The sequence below is a fragment of the Paenibacillus sp. FSL E2-0151 genome, assembly GCF_037993015.1.
Lineage (GTDB): Bacteria > Bacillota > Bacilli > Paenibacillales > Paenibacillaceae > Paenibacillus > Paenibacillus amylolyticus.
The window spans coordinates 5,629,132-5,645,613 of record NZ_CP150308.1 but is presented as its reverse complement, the minus strand read 5'-3'; the positions used below and the strand labels follow the sequence as shown (position 1 = coordinate 5,645,613).

Genomic DNA, 16,482 nt, shown 5'->3' with positions numbered 1-16,482 from the left:
ATGAAAAAATGGTTAAGTCATACCAACAGTACCGTGCTGTCCGTAGCGGTGATTGGCATCTTTATTTTGCTAACACTGTTCCTGAATTCACTTGGCGGCTTCCAGCTGGATCTGACCTCGAACAAACAATACACGTTATCTGACCAGTCTCTTACTGCGATCAAAAATGTGAAGGATGACGTCAACATTCTGGTGTTAACGGTCGAAAATGCCAACAACACCGTCTTGAACCGTGAGGTCACGGATATGGTTGAGGAATACACGAAACGCAATAGCAAGTTGAAGCTAAAACAGTATAATCTGACGCAGGAACCTGCGCTTGCATCCAAATACGGCATAACAGGCAGCTCCATTGTGCTGGAGCAGGGAGATCAACACAAAGTGATTGATATCGCCAGTCTGTTCACCGCGACAGGGGACGGAAGTGACGGATCATATCAATTCACAGGTGAGGAAAAACTTACGCAGGCGCTCATGAATATGTCATCCACGGAGATGAACAAAATGGTCTTTTTGACTGGGCATGAAGAGCTGAGTCTCGCTCAGATGACTACGCTGCAGTCCTCCTTGGAACAAAATAATCTGCAGACGGAAGAGTTGCAGCTGAATCAAGCTGGTAAGGTTCCAGAAGATGCAGATGTGCTCGCCATTATTGGTCCACAACGTGATCTCAGTGATACGGAAATGAAAGCCATTCGCACATATCTGAGTAATGGAGGCAAGCTGTTATTATCCCTCGGATTTGTAGAAGATATGAAATCCAGTTGGAAAAACATCGATGCCCTCATGGCTGACTATGGTGTCGTTGATGAGCATGCGGTCATGGTGGATAATCAGCAAGCCAGTACGATGGGGCCACTCTGGGTGGTGCCGGAGTATGGTACACATGCAATTACGGACAAACTCGCTGCGAGCCAATTGTATCCGATGTTGTCGCTGTCGATTGCGTTGACCAGCAAAGAACAGGATAAATATACCCTTTCACCGTTAATTCATTCTTCGAATGACAGTTATGGGGAGACGAATATCGGCGGCTTATTGCAGAATGAAACAACCAATGATGCCGAAGAGGACATTCAGGGACCCGTTGAATTAGGATATGCAGCCGATACGACGGATGGTAAACCGAAGGCAGTTATTCTGGGTTCGTCCATTTTCATGCAGGATTCGGAAATTGCGAATGGTGGCAATCGGGACTTTATTTTGAATACGGTAAACTATTTGAGTGAGAAAGAAAATGGATTGACGATTCGTCCACGGGTGCAAGCCGGGTATGAGATGGCATACCTGAATGGCGAACAAGCCAGAACGATTTTCTTCGTGGCTATTGTAGCATTCCCACTCATCTTTGTTATCATTGGTGTACTCTTATGGTGGAGGCGCAGACGAGTATGAGAAAATGGGTCCCAACGATTCTGGTGGTCATCGTACTAATTGTGGGCTGGGTGTACGCGGCCAGTCAAAATTATTTTCGGGAAGAAGAAGCGGTTCAAGCCAAGTTGCTTGGTATTCAATCCGGGGATGTTCAATCTATTACAATACATGACACAACGGAGGAGACATCCGATGTAGCAGCAACTTCGACTTTAACGCTTGAAAATGGCGTATGGCAGATGGTTGAGCCAAAAGCCTATCCTCTGAACGGTTACAGTGTAAGCAGCTGGCTGGATGCTCTGAGTGATGCAAATCAGGAACTGGTGGTGGAAGAAGCGCCGAAGGATCTGAATAAGTACGGATTAGGAACAGATGCTAGACGTATGGATATCAAACTCAAAGATAATCGGGAGATCAAACTGGCTATTGGTGGCCAGCTTCCAGCAGATGATGCACGTTATGTGCGTGTTGATTCGGGCCCTGTGGTTGCAGTGCAGACAGAGGCGATTACCAGCATAGCTTTGTCTCGTCGTGATTTGTTGGACACTACACCTTTCAATATGGATGAGACAAATGTTGGGTCTCTGGAGTGGGAGGGTGAGGCAGCTACCTGGATGTTAAAAACGACATTGGAGAACGATGCGGCAGAACAGACCTGGACACTGAATGGAAAAACGATTGAAGCCACAGATGCCGTATCTCTTATCGGCAAAATCAAAAACCTTTCGACAGCAGATGATGTGCGCAAAGCGTCTGAGCTGAAGAATTCGGTTCCCCGATTCACCCTGTCTGTTGAACAGACGGTCAATGGGCAACAAGTTCGAGATGTGTATCGGGGACTTACGGTGCCATCCGAACCTGATCAGATCTGGGTCATTACACCGGATGGTCAATGGGCATATGGCATGGATGCGACAAGTCTAACGGAAGCCGAGAAATTCCCGGATACAATTAAAGCATCCACAACTTCTTCAGAAGAGTCATCGAGTTCTCCAAAGGACGAAACGACTTCCTCATCAACAGACGGGAAATGAGCGGGGCGGAGGATAAGTGATATTATTGCGTTGAGATGCAAATATTATTTCCAGGCAGTGCTGCGAACTAGCAGCACTGTTTTTTTTTTTTATTGGTGAAGCCCTTGAAGCCCTCACTGTCCAGAGATCAAAACCCAAAGATCAATAAATAAAGACCAAAACCAGAATACCTGAATCTACAGGGTAAGGTACCATATCCTTTCAGCATATCGGCACGTACAGAAGCGCATCCTATCTTTGTGACCAAAACCAACAAACATTGGAGGATGAGTACATGCCAGCAGTCAAAAAGGCAACAGCTATTACGTTATCATTATCTACTGCAATCTTTGTAATGGCCGGTTTGACAGGTTGTGGCACGAATCGGGATACCAACAATATGCATACGCAAAGTGTTCGTCAGCAAGCCAACGGCATTAACCGTTATGGTGTGGAAACAAATGGAATGGATGGCATCCGTGCGAAAAGTTATCGCATGCATAATGTCACTGACCTGAAATCCAGTGAAGAGCTGGCAAAACGCATCACGGAGATGAAGGAAGTAAAATCCGCCCGTGTCATGTTAACGGATCGTAATGCTTATGTGGCTGTTCGTTTGGCAGATGGTCATGCAGGCAAGTTGGAAAGCAAGTCCAATGGTCGTACGAGCATGCTGAATGGAACGATGCGTAATCATGCCAGTGATACCATGCGTGGAGGCAACATGAATCACGATATGGGTGGTATGCGTGTGAATGGTGGTACGGGCACAATGTCTCCGTACAGCACTAGTGGAATTGCTCCAGGACTGAACACAAATTCGGCAACGGATCGCAGCCATATGGGGAATGACCGCAGCATCTATGGAACCATGGGCACAGGCGCCGTTGGTATGATGCGTGGTCTGACAAACAGCGGCAAAGCACGTGGGACGGACGATGGGCATTATGGTATGAAAAGTGAAGGACAACGTGTAGATAGCACGGACGATAACACATCAGCTGAGATTAAGGGTAAGATTTCAGCCAAAATCAAACAGTTTGCACCGAACATCGAGAATGTATATGTATCAGCCAATCCGGATTTTGTGGAGCATGTCGAGAACTATGCCACAGATATTCGTAACGGTAAGCCCGTTAGTGGCATGATTGATACGTTCCAATCGATGGTGGAGCGCATTTTCCCAACGAACGGAACAGATACGAATAACCGTGATGGCATCCTTGACGATGGCCTGATGAACCGTAATCACAACGGTGGTGTCATGAATCGAATGAATCGGTAGTTTTTTGACATGAACAAGTGTGCCTTTGCGCAGATGGTAACATCTGCTGCAGGGGCATGTTTGTCTTACATAATCTCAAATATATAGACAACTGCTCACGTTCTCTTTGGACAATGAATCACATGTTTACTGCCCATTTTTCTTATAAAACTGAACCAACGCCCTTGACCTGACATAAGATGAGTTGACTGTATCCCCTTAACCTTGTTACACCAACACAACCCGAGCAAGGAGGGGTGAACATTGAAGGGTATCGATCATAAAAGCAAATTTTTGTTGACCCACCGTGAACGCGAAGTATTCGAATTACTGGTTCAAGACAAAACAACGCGTGACATCGCAGGGCAGTTATTCATCAGCGAGAAAACGGTGCGTAACCATATTTCGAATGTGATGCAGAAACTCAATGTTAAGGGTCGTTCGCAGGCAGTTGTCGAGCTGATTAAGCTTGGAGAACTGAAGATTTAGTTGCGAATTACAGTTAGGATTAAGTAGCAGCATGAAAGCCTTTCTCTATTCTTTGTCATGAAGAATGGGGCAAGGCTTTTTTGTGTCTGATTTCATGGCATTTATTAGCACAGAGGGAATAACGGAGATGGCTTGAGATATGATGAAATGGGAACATACATTCCAATGTTTGCAGAGAAAGAAATGAGAGAGGTTGAAAAATGGACAATCTTAGAGGAATCTTAATGTACCAAACTGAAGATGGGAATACCAAAATTGACGTTAAGCTGGAAAATGGAACGGTCTGGATGAGTCAGAAAGCTATTGCCGAGTTGTATCAGACAACCCTCAAAACATCACTCTTCATATCAAAAACATTTATCAGGAAAGTGAGCTAGCATCAGAATCAACTTGTCAGGAATACTTACAAGTTCAAACTGAAGGTTCAAGAGAAATTAAACGTAAAGTCAAGCACTACAACCTGAAGCTAATTGTTGCTGTAGGCTTCATGTTCCTTCGCACAGAGGTACACAGTTTAGACGTTGGGCAACGGAGCGACTAAACGAATATTTGGTTAAAGGTTTTACGATGGACGACGAACGATTGAAGGACATGCGTAATTTTGGAAAAGATTATTTTAGTGACTTGCTCCAGCGCATTCGTGCATCAGAGAAAAGATTTTACAGGAAGATTACAGATATCTATGCCACCTCAATGGACTATGATCCTAATGACAGCTTATCCAAAGATTTTTTGCTGAAGAACAGAATAAGCTTCATTTTGCTATTTATGCACATATGGCGGCAGAACTGATTGCGGAGCGAGCGCAGATAAAGATAATATGGGGCTGACTAGTTGGAAGGGCGATAAGGTAAGAAAAAGTGATATAAGAGTCGCTAAAAATTATCTGACCGATAAGGAACTGCAGGCGTTGAATCGTATTGTAACAATGTATTTGGACTATGCAGAGGATCAAGCTGAACGTCAGTCCCCCATGTACATGAAAGACTGGGTTGAAAAGCTACATTCGTTCCTTAAATTAAAGAGCGCGAGCTTGACCAATGCAGGAAAAATTTCGCAAGAAGTTGCAGAGAAACTGGCTGCGGCTGAGTATGAAAAGTTCAATCATCAGAGGCTGACTATTAAAGTGATGATTTTGATGACTTTGTGATACAGAATCGATTGCATAAAAAATAGTTATTTTGGAGGAGTATAAAAAGAGGAAAGGACATCAAAAATCCCTTTCCTCCAGCCTCTTTAGTGCCTTTTTATAAGCTAACTCTCTTTCTGTCTCTTCCCAGTCAAGTTTTTGTAAAATTCGTTTCCAATATATATTTCCTTTATCTGCGTAGGACTTTGCAGTTTCTCTCCATAAATAAGCTTCTGCTTCTTCAAGTACAATGTAGAATCTGCTTTGTATTTTCAAGTGTGGCATGCCGTCTTCCTTTATTAGACCATAAATTGTTGCAGGACTGATTCTAAAGTGTTCGGCTGCTTCCTTTATGGTTAAAACAGTTCTGCCATAGTAGCTTTGTTTTTCTTTTTTTGTAATATTCAAAATTTCTTTCGAAAAATTTTCAAGCTCTTCTTTGACTAATTGTCGAAAAATATCCTCAATCATGGGTGGTTTCCCCTTATCTTGATATAAATTTGCAATTTGAGATTGGACTGCTTTAACATTCCACTTATTTTCAGGATCATCCCATCCTATTTTTTTGTAATTAGTTATTGATTCCGTTATCTCGGATTGTTCAAAAATGATTCGTGACCTTACTTTTCGATGCGGCATAGCTCTGGAAAAAGTAAGTTGTCTTAAGGTATATGTTCCGATCCCAGATAGTTTAGAAACTTCACCCATAGTCAGATATTTTTTGTTTACAGCATTTTGAGAAACAGACACTGATCCAATCGTTTCAGCAATTTCAGAGTGTAACACCGTTTTCAACAGATCTTCAAAAACGATTTTGGTGTTACTCATAAATGGTTGCACTCCTTTTCAATCCGGTATTCCTTTTCTGTAAAAATCATTTTTATAAAGTAGAAGATCGATACAAAACAACCTCCGAGGGCGTGTGATATTCGGAGGTTGTTTGCACGTAGATTGCTTAGAAGTTATATTTCTCTTGTCTTCGCCTAAAAGTTCTCTGGAGCCTTCCATAATGTTCAATACTGCTTCTTTGACGTTCGGTTTTTCCAGTCCACCTTCAGCCTTTAAAATACCTTTGCCCATTTCGGTATTTAATGCATAAAGCAATTCGCAATCACCGTTGACTGGAATATTAGCATTGTGTGTAGCAAGGATAATTTGTCGCTTGTATTTAACTCTTCTCAGTAGTGGAACCAGTTGATTGTATATGAAATCTGAGTCCAGCTCATCCTCTGGCTGGTCAATAAGGATTGGATTTGTGCCATGAGCAAACAGCAAGGCTAAAATCGCAGTGTTCTTTTGTCCATCAGACAGCCCACCATCATCTAGAGATCCAGCGCGAGTTCCGTCATCCTGATATAATGTGATATTAATTCTGTCATTGATACGGGTAATTTGCATTGTCTCCAAAAATCCAATGCCATCCCCCGTGAGATATTCATTAAAATCGCAATAATGTCCTCTTAACTCAGCTGGCATTAGCTCTTCATTCTCAAGCCACTGTGCAAGTATAGCCCACGGAGTCAATTCCTCGCTTGCTTCAAATGTTTGGAACAGCCTCTCACCGATTGCTTCCCAATTCCTTCCCAAACGAGTATTTCCGCGAATATTATGATTTTCACTCCAAATTTGCTTGAAATGTTCCTGGTCTCTACATTTATAAATTTCGACTGATATAAACGGAGAACCCTGCCTTGTGTAAGGAATAGATCCAGAAGCCAAAATTGAATTGATTTTCTCAATCTTTAAATTTGTTTGAGCGAGCCAAGTGTCATGAAGAGTTCCAATGCTTGCGAATAATTTCTCGATTTCCTGTGAAGAATTAGTTAATTTCCTTTCTCTTTCATCTAAATCTTGTTCCTTTAATTGAATACTTTGCTCTAGCCCTTTCATAACTTCAAGTTGATCGGGTTGAACTCCTTTTTCGTAGCAGGCAGCAATGAAATCTGTTTTTGTTTTGTGAATAGCGTTTGCTATTGTCTCCCATTTGTCATTTTTAACCGTAAGACTACCAATCTCTTCTGAGTATTTTACTAATGCTGCCTCAATGTTCTTTTCTAATTCTTGTTTTGCAGCTGTTAAACCTACAGTTAAATCATCAAAATAAGAATCATCTAACGAGTCTTGTTTAACAAGATCAGCGTGTTCTCTTGTTGATGATTTAATCAGTTCCTTCCATGATGTAACGAGTGTATTAGTTTCATCTACGACTTCACGGATATAGTTTTCTGCCACGATTGCCTTATTTCTACGTTCATTTTCTGCTTGTACAGATACGAATGCATCCCACTGCCTTTTAATCTCCTTAATTTCTTGAAGAAGAGTGTTTCGCTCATTCTTGAGACGCTCAATTGTCTTTCTTGTTTGGAATAAACTTTGAATAGTTGATTTCAACTCAATTTCTGATGCTTTCAACCTATCCAGCTCAGCACCAGAAATAGTGTCAATCAGTGACGATAAACTTTCCTGTTTTTGGGCAATTTCAGATATTTCCCGCTGACTAAATACTTGAACTTTCAAATTTCTCAAGATAGTAGAAAGGTCTTGCACTTCTCTGCTGGTTACTCTTGTAGTTTGAGAGGCAGTATCATATTCAAAGGTGTCCGTCAGTCCATTTGAGCCTTCCCAAGTGAGCCTCACTAAAGAGGATGGAGGTAATGTTCTCCGTACTCTTTGAACTTGTTCTGTTTCTTTTAAATCTTGCTTATGAGATGTTGCGAGCCTGATGTATTCAAGGATTGATGATTTCCCTGAACCTCTACCTCCAATAATTCAATTTAAATTAGGAGATAAATGGATTGTTTGATTATCAAGAAAGGCAACATTCTCAATGGAAAGAGATACGATTTTATCGTGTCTGACATCTTCATCAGGACTATTAAGATTCAATTCGTTCACAATCTAAAAAAGCTTGAATGACAGATTCTAAAGACGGGTTAGACATCTTAACCCAAGTATGTCTTTTTCCTATGTAGCCTTTAGATCCTTCATTTAAGCTGTATGCATCTGAAGACATGACAGCAGCTACTCTACGTTCTCTTCTCCACTCGGTGTGACAAGCAACATCTGCTGTAATCAGCATTTGCATATTGGCAGAAAACTCAGCAAGCGGCTTTGGAACTTCAATAGCTAACAGTTTCGGGTTGAGGAACATATCCCTTTGAAAATAATCAGTAAGGAATTTATCATTTAAGAGTCCGCTTTCTGATAGAGGATGTGCAGCAATGATAACACCGTTATGGTCCTCCTGAACGATTTTCTGGATACTGTCAAAAGTAGCCTGCGGTAATGGAGCAGTATTCCCATTTATCACACGTTCAGAGCGGGGAAGACCTAATTGTGTAACAATATCATTTATATCATTAAGTGATTTATTTTCTTCAAAAACACAAAGTAAATGAACACCTAACCCTTGAGAAAACTCTACCTCAAATCCGGGGAATATAATTAAAGGCTTCTTTTGCAAATGATCTGCTATATATTCGTTTCGTCCCTTTAATATGCGAATATATTCTAGTCCAATAAAATTGTGATCCGTAATACATACTAATTCCAATCCAACTTCGTGGCATCGAGTTAAATATAAATCAACGGACGAAATTAGCTCTTCTTGTGAATACTCCCTTCTCAAGTATGCAGGATCATTTTGCAGCCAGTTATTAGGGTCACCAGGTGTTTGCATTTGAAAATCACATTTATACCATCTCATTCCTTTGTAAGACATGAAAATTCCTCCATGATCATTTTGATGATGTTAAATTCGACACGAGACATGGAAAAACCTTCAAGTTTGCTGGTTATTCTGGTGGGAAACAGGAAATTAAGGTCTACTCTGTCGAAACCGTTACTATTCTTGTATAATTACAGAATAGTAACTTACAGGGTGGCGTTTTAATGAGTACAGCGTATCATAGTCAATATTTTGCATATGAACTGACTAAGCAGAATGCCTCCAATACGGTCGGTCGGTTGAGCCAGTCTTTAATAAATGCGACAGTAGATCTTAACCCCCATCAGGTGGAGGCGGCGTTATTTGCATTTCGCGCTCCGCTTGAACGTGGGGCAATTCTTGCTGATGAGGTTGGACTTGGTAAAACAATTGAAGCAGGATTGATAATTAGCCAGTTATGGGCAGAACGTAAACGTAAGATTCTGATCATAGTTCCTCCCTCACTACGAAAACAGTGGAACCGTGAACTCATCGAAAAGTTCTACATTCCTTCAGAAATTATGGAAAGTAAAATCTACAATGATTATGTTCGTAAGGGTAAAACCTTTCCGTTCGAGCAAAAAGATAACATTGTCATTACGTCCTATCAGTTTGCTCGCAATAAGGCGGCAGACCTTAAACGAACACAGTGGGATTTGATCATCGTAGATGAAGCTCATCGTCTTCGCAATGTCTATAAAAAATCAAACAAGATTTCAAGGATATTAAGGGAGGCAACGGAGGGTTCTCCGAAAGTGCTTTTGACGGCTACTCCCTTGCAGAACTCGCTTATGGAGCTTTACGGATTGGTGAGTTTCATTGATCCTCGCCTCTTTGGTGATGAAGCAACTTTTCGTAAGCAATTCGGGCATGGCACCAAAGAAATGACAAGGCTTAATTTTCTCGACTTAAAAGATAGGTTAAAACCCGTCTGTTATAGAACCTTGCGGAGACAAGTGACGGAATATGTGCCTTATACTAAGAGAATTCCTCTTGTTCAGGAGTTCACTTCTAGTACATTGGAGTGGGAATTGTATGAAAAGGTATCTGCTTATCTTCAACGTGAGGATATACTTGCTTTGCCTAGTAGTCAACGTAATCTAATGACATTGGTTGTTCGCAAAATTCTTGCATCCTCATCGTTTGCGATTTCTGATACGTTGCTTTCGTTGATTAGAAGGCTTGAAACCTCATTAGAGGAGAGTAGCAGTGAACAAGCACTAGAATATATTTATAATGATATTGATGAAATGGATTCAACTGTAGAAGAATGGACTGAAGAAGATGAGCAGTCTGAGGCAACCAAGAATGATAATTTGGAAAAAGCTTTACTATTACGTGAGCGTGAAGAGCTACTTTCCTATTATGAATTAGCGAACTCCATCACAGAAAACGAAAAAGGTAAAGCATTGCTTGTCGCTCTATCAAATGGATTGGAGAAACTTAGTGAGCTTGGTGCCAATGATAAAGCAGTTATATTTACTGAATCTAGAAGAACCCAAGCCTATTTGAAAGAAATGCTAGAAGCGAACGGTTATAATGGTAAGATTGTGATGTTCAACGGTACAAATAATTCTCCTGAGATTAAAGAAATTTATAATGACTGGCTTTCTCGACATCAAGCTGATGACCAGATTACTGGATCCAAATCAGCGGATACAAGAGCTGCATTGGTTGAATACTTCCAAAACGAAGCATCAATTATGATTGCTACAGAATCAGCAGCCGAAGGTATCAATCTTCAATTTTGTAGTCTAGTGGTCAATTATGATTTGCCTTGGAATCCACAGCGAATTGAGCAGCGAATCGGTAGATGTCATCGCTATGGTCAGAAGTATGATGTTGTGGTAATCAACTTTATAAACCGTAAAAATGCGGCTGATAAAAGAGTGTTTGAACTATTGTCACAAAAGTTCAGTTTGTTTGACGGTGTATTCGGGTCTTCAGATGAAGTTTTGGGGTCTCTGGAGTCAGGTGTAGACTTCGAAAAGAGGATTCAGCAGATTTACCAAACTTGTCGTTCTTCCGAAGAAATTCAAGAAGCATTTAATCTACTACAACTCGAACTTGACGAAGAGATTCAGTGCAAAATGAAAGAAACAAGAAAGAATCTGCTCGAAAATTTTGATGATGAAGTCCGTGAGAAGCTTAGAACTCACTATGAGCAAACAACTTTTCAACTTAACAAGATGGAGCGTTATTTATGGGAGTTATCGGTATTTGAAGGGAGTTCACAAGCACATTTTAATGAAGACCATTTAAGCTTCCAACTCACCGATAACAAGGACAAATATCAACTAATATCACAAGTCAAGAAAAATGCATCAAGTGAACATGTACATCATTATCGATTAGGTCATCCGTTGGCTGAAACCTGGATTGAACAAGCCAAGAGCCGCCAGTTGCCAATGAAGAAGCTTGTTTTTCGATACTCTGACTATGAGGGGAAAGTGAGTTTACTTCAAAGCAGAATTGGAAGTAGCGGATACTTAACTCTTAGTTTTCTACATGTGAGTACCTCCGAGATTGAAGAACATACTATTTTTTCAGCGATAGATTCTAATGGGAATCAACTTGACGAAGAACTATGCGAAAAATTATTTGATCTTCCTGCAGATGAGGTTAATTTGAATGAGCAAGAGCAAAATGTAAATACTTATTTTGCTGAGCAACTCAAAATCATTAATAATAATCAGGAATCAGCAATTCTTTGGGATATACAAGAAAGAACAAATGAATTTCTTGATCGCGAACTGGAAAGATTAGATAAATGGTCACAAGATTTAAAGAAAAAGCTCGAATTTGAATTAAGAGAACTTGATGCTGAAATCGCACAGCTTCAAAGGGATGCAAGATTGCTACGCCAAATTACTGAAAAACTAGAAATTAACAAAACGATTCGAGAGCGTGAAAAGCATCGAAGTGAGTTACGCCGTAATTTATTTGATGCGCAGGATGAGATTGACCGTCAAAAGGAACTACTGTTTCAAGATGTTGAGCAGAAGCTTGAGCAAAAGATCAGTAAGAAGCAATTATTCATGATTAAATGGCAGTTAGTTTAACAATTGGGGTGTGGAGATGAGTAAAAAGACAAAGTTGGAATTGACTTGGATTGGTAAGGATGAAAATTTGAGATTAGAGCCAAGAATTTTAATGAATAATCCCGATTTGTCATACCACTCTAGATTGAAGGTTGCACAAAACGATGAGTATGAAAACATGCTAATATACGGAGATAATTTACTTGCTTTAAAAGCGCTACAAAGTGACTTCATTGGAAAGATTAAATGTATATTCATTGACCCCCCATACAATACAGGCAGTGCATTTGTACATTATGACGATGGAATTGAGCATTCGATTTGGCTATCTATGATGCGTGATAGATTAGTACTTTTGTGGAATTTATTATGCGCGGAAGGTTCGTTATGGATTACTATTGATGATAATGAAGCTCATTACTTGAAAGTCCTTTGTGATGAGTTATTTGGCAGGGATAGGTTTGTAGCCTCTTTTATATGGAAAAAGGTAGATAGTCCAAACGATAATAAAGTGGCAGTAACTCCTGATCATGAATATGTACTGTGTTACTCTAAAACGCCGGGGGCAAAATGGTTTAAGCCAATGAAAGATGACTCAATTTTGGAGGCTTATCGTACTCCAGATTTTGAGTCCGATCGACCCTACAGAGATAGGCTCTTGAAGAAAAATGGTAAGAATAGCTTGAGGACAGACCGACCATCGATGTTTTTTTCAATAATTTCTCCAGATGGGAACGAAGTTTATCCGATACATGATGATGGACGAGAAGCTCGATGGGCAATGGGAAAACAGACAGTGGATGAGCTAGTCGTTGAAAATAAATTGATTTGGAAAGAAAGGATAGTCAATGGCATTAAACAATGGGTACCCTATACTCGGGAGTTTGCACCAGTCAATCCAACAAGACCTTATCCATCAATTTGGAATGATCTTAATACAACCAGACAAACAAAAGCGCACCATAAATTATTGTTTGGAGAAAATTTAGTATTTGATACTCCTAAGCCAGAAGATTTAATAGCAAGAATTCTAAACATATCTACTGATTCCAAAGATTTAGTTCTTGATTCTTTTGCTGGTTCAGGTACGACTGGTGCGGTAGCTCATAAGATGGGACGACGATGGATCATGGTTGAATTGGGCGAGCATTGTCATACTCATATCATTCCCCGAATGAAGCGAGTAATTGACGGTACAGATCAAGGTGGCATAACCAAAGAAGTGAATTGGCAAGGCGGTGGTGGTTTTAGGTATTATCGTCTTGCACCGAGTTTATTGGAAAAAGATAAGTTTGGAAATTGGATCATTAACAAAGAATATAATGCTCCTATGCTGGCTGAAGCGATGTGTAAGCATCACGGATTCACTTATGAACCAGACGAAGCAGTTTATTGGAAACAGGGATGGTCGACTGAAACAGATTATATCTATACAACAACTCAGTTAATGACAAGAGAACTTGCTACACAGATTCACGATTCATTAGGTGAAGGTGAGACGTTGTTAATTTGTTGTAAAGCATTTAATTTGAATGAAGTAGATTTTCCAAATATAACATTCAAAAAAATTCCTGCTTCCATTCTCAATAGATGTGAATTCGGTAGAGATGACTACAGCTTGAATGTTGCACAGCTTCCACAACCAGAAAAGTTGGAACAACTGGAGCTGTTCAGTGAAGGGGAAGAATTATGAGCAAACATATAAACGCTATATCCGCCAGACTTAGCTTGCGAAATCCACAGAAAGAATCATTAGAAATACTTTCAGATATTGTTGATACTATTGAGCTTGGCAATAACGATAGTCAAAGCTTACTAAGGGAATTGGATAAGGTGAAATCTTTGTATCCATCTGTATCTGATTTTGAGCGGGAGTTTCCTTCATTATGTTTCGCTTTAGCGACTGGTGTCGGAAAAACGCGATTAATGGGAGCGTTCATCTCTTATTTATATCTAAGCAAAGGAATTCGAAATTTCTTTGTCCTCGCTCCGAATCTCACGATTTATAACAAACTGATACAAGACTTTACTCCAAATACACCAAAGTATGTGTTTAAAGGAATAGCTGAATTTATTACTGTGCTGCCTGTAATTATCACAGGTGACAATTACGAAGATGGACTGGGTAACCGCAATCAATACAGCATGTTCAATGATGAAGTTCACATTAATATTTTCAACATTTCAAAAATTAACTCAGAAGTACGCGGTGGTAAGGCACCGCGTATAAAGAGACTCAAAGAATACATTGGCGACAGTTATTTTAACTATCTTGCTTCCTTACCTGATTTGGTGCTATTGATGGATGAATCTCATCGTTATCGGGCTTCTGCTGGAGTCAAAGTATTGAACGAATTGAAGCCAATACTTGGAATAGAATTAACGGCAACCCCGCAAGTGGAGTCAGGCAATCGAGCTAATCCATTTAAAAATGTGATATACAGTTATCCGTTACATAAAGCAATGGAAGATGGATTTGTTAAGGAGCCAGCCGTTGCTACTCGTGAGAATTTTAATGCATCACAATATTCAGAAGAACAGTTGGAGCGATTAAAGCTGCATGATGGTATTTTGGTACACGAGGAAACCAAAGTTGAATTGGAAGTATATGCGCGGCAAAATCACAAGCCGATTGTAAAACCATTTATTCTAATTGTTGCGCAGGACACTACTCATGCGAGCAAACTGATGGATATCATCCAATCAGATGAATTCTTCGAAGGACGTTATAAAAATAAGGTTATAACGGTACATTCCAATCAAAGCGGTCAGGAGAAGGACGAGACAATTCAGGAATTGATGAGGCTGGAAAATCCGGTTTCGCAAACAGAAATAGTTATTCACGTCAACATGCTTAAAGAGGGTTGGGATGTTACTAATCTCTATACGATCATTCCTTTGCGTGCTGCCAACTCTAAAACCTTGGTCGAACAATCAATTGGTAGAGGACTGAGACTTCCTTATGGAAACAGAACTGGCGTTAAAGCTGTAGACAGACTAACAATTATTGCGCATGATAAATTTCAAAACATTATTGATGAGGCAAATAATCCTAATTCTATCATTCGTAAAGGTGTCTATATCGGTAAAGATGTAGCACGAGAACAGAAAAAACCGATAACTTCAACTCCAAAGATCGGGCAAGCTGTTGTTCAACAAGTCCAAGCAAAGGTCAGCGCTGTACAAGCGACTAACAATGAATCCAAACCTGTACAAACAGATGATGTCATGAGTGTATTCGAACTTGCTCAAAGGAAGATTCAAAATTACGAGCATCTACCGAGTTCAAAACATTTGGCAACAGGTGAAATCAAGCGACAATTGATTGAAGAAGTGCGGTCGGAATATCTCGTCAATCAATTAGACTTATTCCCAGAACAGACAACTGCTTTAGTGGAACAAGTTGTAGAAGTGTTAGTTGAACAAACAATACAGCATAGTATTGATATTCCAAGAATTATCGTTCAACCTGTTGGTGAACTGACTTGGGGATACCATGATTTTAGTTTAGATGTATCAAGTGTTCGTTTACAACCAGTAGATGAACACATATTAATTCAGCATCTGAGGACTCACGATCGTGAAATCCTACAACGTAATAATAATCTAGCTGTCGAAGAACAATTGGAAGATTACCTTGTCGCTACACTTATTGATTATTCAGATATATCATATGATGATCATTCTTCACTACTATATCACTTAAGTAATCAAGTGGTACAACATCTGCAAAGTTATTTATCTGATGAAAATGCGGTTCGAAATGTTTTACAGTATAATCGAGGACGGTTGGCTGAACTTATTCATTCGCAAATGAAGAACAATTACTACGAAACCGCAACTGCTTATGAAGTGCAAGTAAGCAAAGGTTTTACAACATTTAAGCCAGTAAGCTATACAACACTGCTAGCAGAAGGCGTGAAGCCCTTCCGTCAGCCTGTTGAAGACAAATCTCGTATTCGTAGCATGGTGTTTGGTGGGTTCTTTAAGTGCCTTTACCCTGAGCAGAAATTCGATTCAGATAGTGAACGCAAGTTTGCAGTTATTTGCGAGAATGACCCTAACGTAGAGAAATGGTTGAAACCATCATCTGAACATTTCAAGATTTACTATAATCATAGCAGAATCTACGAGCCTGACTTTGTTGTTGAAACTCAAACAGGAAAGTACATCTGCGAAATCAAGAAAGAAAAAGAAATGGAAGATTCCATTGTACAAGCCAAAGCGAGAGCTGTTTTAGAATGGTGTACACATGCTTCAAAACATGAACTGGAGCATGACGGCAAGGAATGGAGCTATCTTCTAATCCCTCATACAGACGTTCAAGAGAATATGACGCTGGAAGGCTTGAAGTCACGACACTTGTTCAAATAAATCACTGGAGTACCGGAGGAATCTAATCAAAATGGCATTTGAAAAGCCGATAACGATCAAAGAAGCTGTGGAAAACATGGCTGTATGGCAAT

General features: G+C 40.1%; 11 protein-coding genes and 1 pseudogene. 9 read left to right on the top strand and 3 right to left on the bottom strand.

The annotated features are described in order from the left end of the window. The 6 genes and pseudogenes from MHI55_RS25115 (at nucleotide 1) to rhuM (MHI55_RS25090) (ending at nucleotide 5,290) form a co-directional block, all read left to right on the top strand. Nucleotides 1–1,395: a GldG family protein gene (locus tag MHI55_RS25115; protein ID WP_101314267.1), complete on the top strand. Its 1,395-nt coding sequence runs from the start codon at nucleotides 1–3 to the stop codon at nucleotides 1,393–1,395. Beyond that, nucleotides 1,392–2,408, top strand: coding sequence for a DUF4340 domain-containing protein (locus MHI55_RS25110; RefSeq protein WP_180361796.1), 1,017 nt, complete (start codon nucleotides 1,392–1,394; stop codon nucleotides 2,406–2,408). The genes MHI55_RS25115 and MHI55_RS25110 overlap by 4 nt, the downstream gene beginning before the upstream one ends. A gap of 274 nt (nucleotides 2,409–2,682) precedes the next feature. Further along, on the top strand, nucleotides 2,683–3,672 hold the full coding sequence (locus tag MHI55_RS25105; RefSeq protein ID WP_051449926.1) for a YhcN/YlaJ family sporulation lipoprotein: 990 nt from the start codon (nucleotides 2,683–2,685) through the stop codon (nucleotides 3,670–3,672). 243 nt (nucleotides 3,673–3,915) lie between these two features. Then, nucleotides 3,916–4,140, top strand: a complete 225-nt coding sequence (locus tag MHI55_RS25100; RefSeq protein WP_017692532.1) for a helix-turn-helix transcriptional regulator — start codon at nucleotides 3,916–3,918, stop codon at nucleotides 4,138–4,140. Between the two features lie 546 nt (nucleotides 4,141–4,686). Continuing rightward, nucleotides 4,687–4,932 (top strand): annotated as a pseudogene (gene rhuM / locus MHI55_RS25095) (RhuM family protein); the annotation flags it as partial. A gap of 28 nt (nucleotides 4,933–4,960) precedes the next feature. Next, entirely contained in the window at nucleotides 4,961–5,290 is a 330-nt protein-coding gene (gene rhuM / locus MHI55_RS25090; protein WP_340387427.1) for a RhuM family protein, read from the top strand. Nucleotides 5,291–5,350: 60 nt separating this feature from the next. On the opposite strand, the gene MHI55_RS25085 is transcribed toward rhuM (MHI55_RS25090), so the two are convergent. The 3 genes from MHI55_RS25085 to MHI55_RS25075 all read right to left on the bottom strand — a co-directional run bounded on the left by MHI55_RS25085 (nucleotide 5,351) and on the right by MHI55_RS25075 (nucleotide 8,990). Further along, nucleotides 5,351–6,097, bottom strand: a complete 747-nt coding sequence (locus MHI55_RS25085; protein ID WP_340387425.1) for a helix-turn-helix domain-containing protein — start codon at nucleotides 6,095–6,097, stop codon at nucleotides 5,351–5,353. Nucleotides 6,098–6,115: 18 nt separating this feature from the next. Continuing rightward, complete coding sequence (locus MHI55_RS25080; protein WP_340387423.1) at nucleotides 6,116–7,906, bottom strand: hypothetical protein; 1,791 nt, start codon at nucleotides 7,904–7,906, stop codon at nucleotides 6,116–6,118. Between the two features lie 238 nt (nucleotides 7,907–8,144). Continuing rightward, a complete protein-coding gene (locus tag MHI55_RS25075) occupies nucleotides 8,145–8,990 on the bottom strand; it encodes a hypothetical protein (RefSeq protein ID WP_340387420.1) in 846 nt (281 codons plus the stop codon). Nucleotides 8,991–9,160: 170 nt separating this feature from the next. Here MHI55_RS25075 and MHI55_RS25070 point away from each other — a divergent pair, with 170 nt between their 5' ends. From MHI55_RS25070 to MHI55_RS25060, 3 genes are read left to right on the top strand one after another with little or no spacing between them, the layout of a single operon-like run. Continuing rightward, complete coding sequence (locus MHI55_RS25070; RefSeq protein WP_340387418.1) at nucleotides 9,161–12,037, top strand: SNF2-related protein; 2,877 nt, start codon at nucleotides 9,161–9,163, stop codon at nucleotides 12,035–12,037. A gap of 16 nt (nucleotides 12,038–12,053) precedes the next feature. Further along, nucleotides 12,054–13,709, top strand: a complete 1,656-nt coding sequence (locus MHI55_RS25065; protein WP_340387416.1) for a site-specific DNA-methyltransferase — start codon at nucleotides 12,054–12,056, stop codon at nucleotides 13,707–13,709. Beyond that, on the top strand, nucleotides 13,706–16,390 hold the full coding sequence (locus tag MHI55_RS25060) for a DEAD/DEAH box helicase family protein (protein ID WP_340387413.1): 2,685 nt from the start codon (nucleotides 13,706–13,708) through the stop codon (nucleotides 16,388–16,390). Before MHI55_RS25065 ends, MHI55_RS25060 begins: the two co-directional genes overlap by 4 nt. Nucleotides 16,391–16,482: the final 92 nt, after the last annotated feature.

What these genes read in the sequence shown, in the direction of transcription:
- MHI55_RS25060 (WP_340387413.1), top strand. Translation starts at nt 13,706, where the DNA reads ATGAGCAAACATATAAACGCTATATCCGCCAGACTTAGCTTGCGAAAT.
- MHI55_RS25105 (WP_051449926.1), top strand. Translation starts at nt 2,683, where the DNA reads ATGCCAGCAGTCAAAAAGGCAACAGCTATTACGTTATCATTATCTACT.
- rhuM (WP_340387427.1), top strand. Translation starts at nt 4,961, where the DNA reads ATGGGGCTGACTAGTTGGAAGGGCGATAAGGTAAGAAAAAGTGATATA.
- MHI55_RS25070 (WP_340387418.1), top strand. Translation starts at nt 9,161, where the DNA reads ATGAGTACAGCGTATCATAGTCAATATTTTGCATATGAACTGACTAAG.
- MHI55_RS25085 (WP_340387425.1), bottom strand. Translation starts at nt 6,097, where the DNA reads ATGAGTAACACCAAAATCGTTTTTGAAGATCTGTTGAAAACGGTGTTA.
- MHI55_RS25110 (WP_180361796.1), top strand. Translation starts at nt 1,392, where the DNA reads ATGAGAAAATGGGTCCCAACGATTCTGGTGGTCATCGTACTAATTGTG.
- MHI55_RS25075 (WP_340387420.1), bottom strand. Translation starts at nt 8,990, where the DNA reads ATGTCTTACAAAGGAATGAGATGGTATAAATGTGATTTTCAAATGCAA.
- MHI55_RS25115 (WP_101314267.1), top strand. Translation starts at nt 1, where the DNA reads ATGAAAAAATGGTTAAGTCATACCAACAGTACCGTGCTGTCCGTAGCG.
- MHI55_RS25065 (WP_340387416.1), top strand. Translation starts at nt 12,054, where the DNA reads ATGAGTAAAAAGACAAAGTTGGAATTGACTTGGATTGGTAAGGATGAA.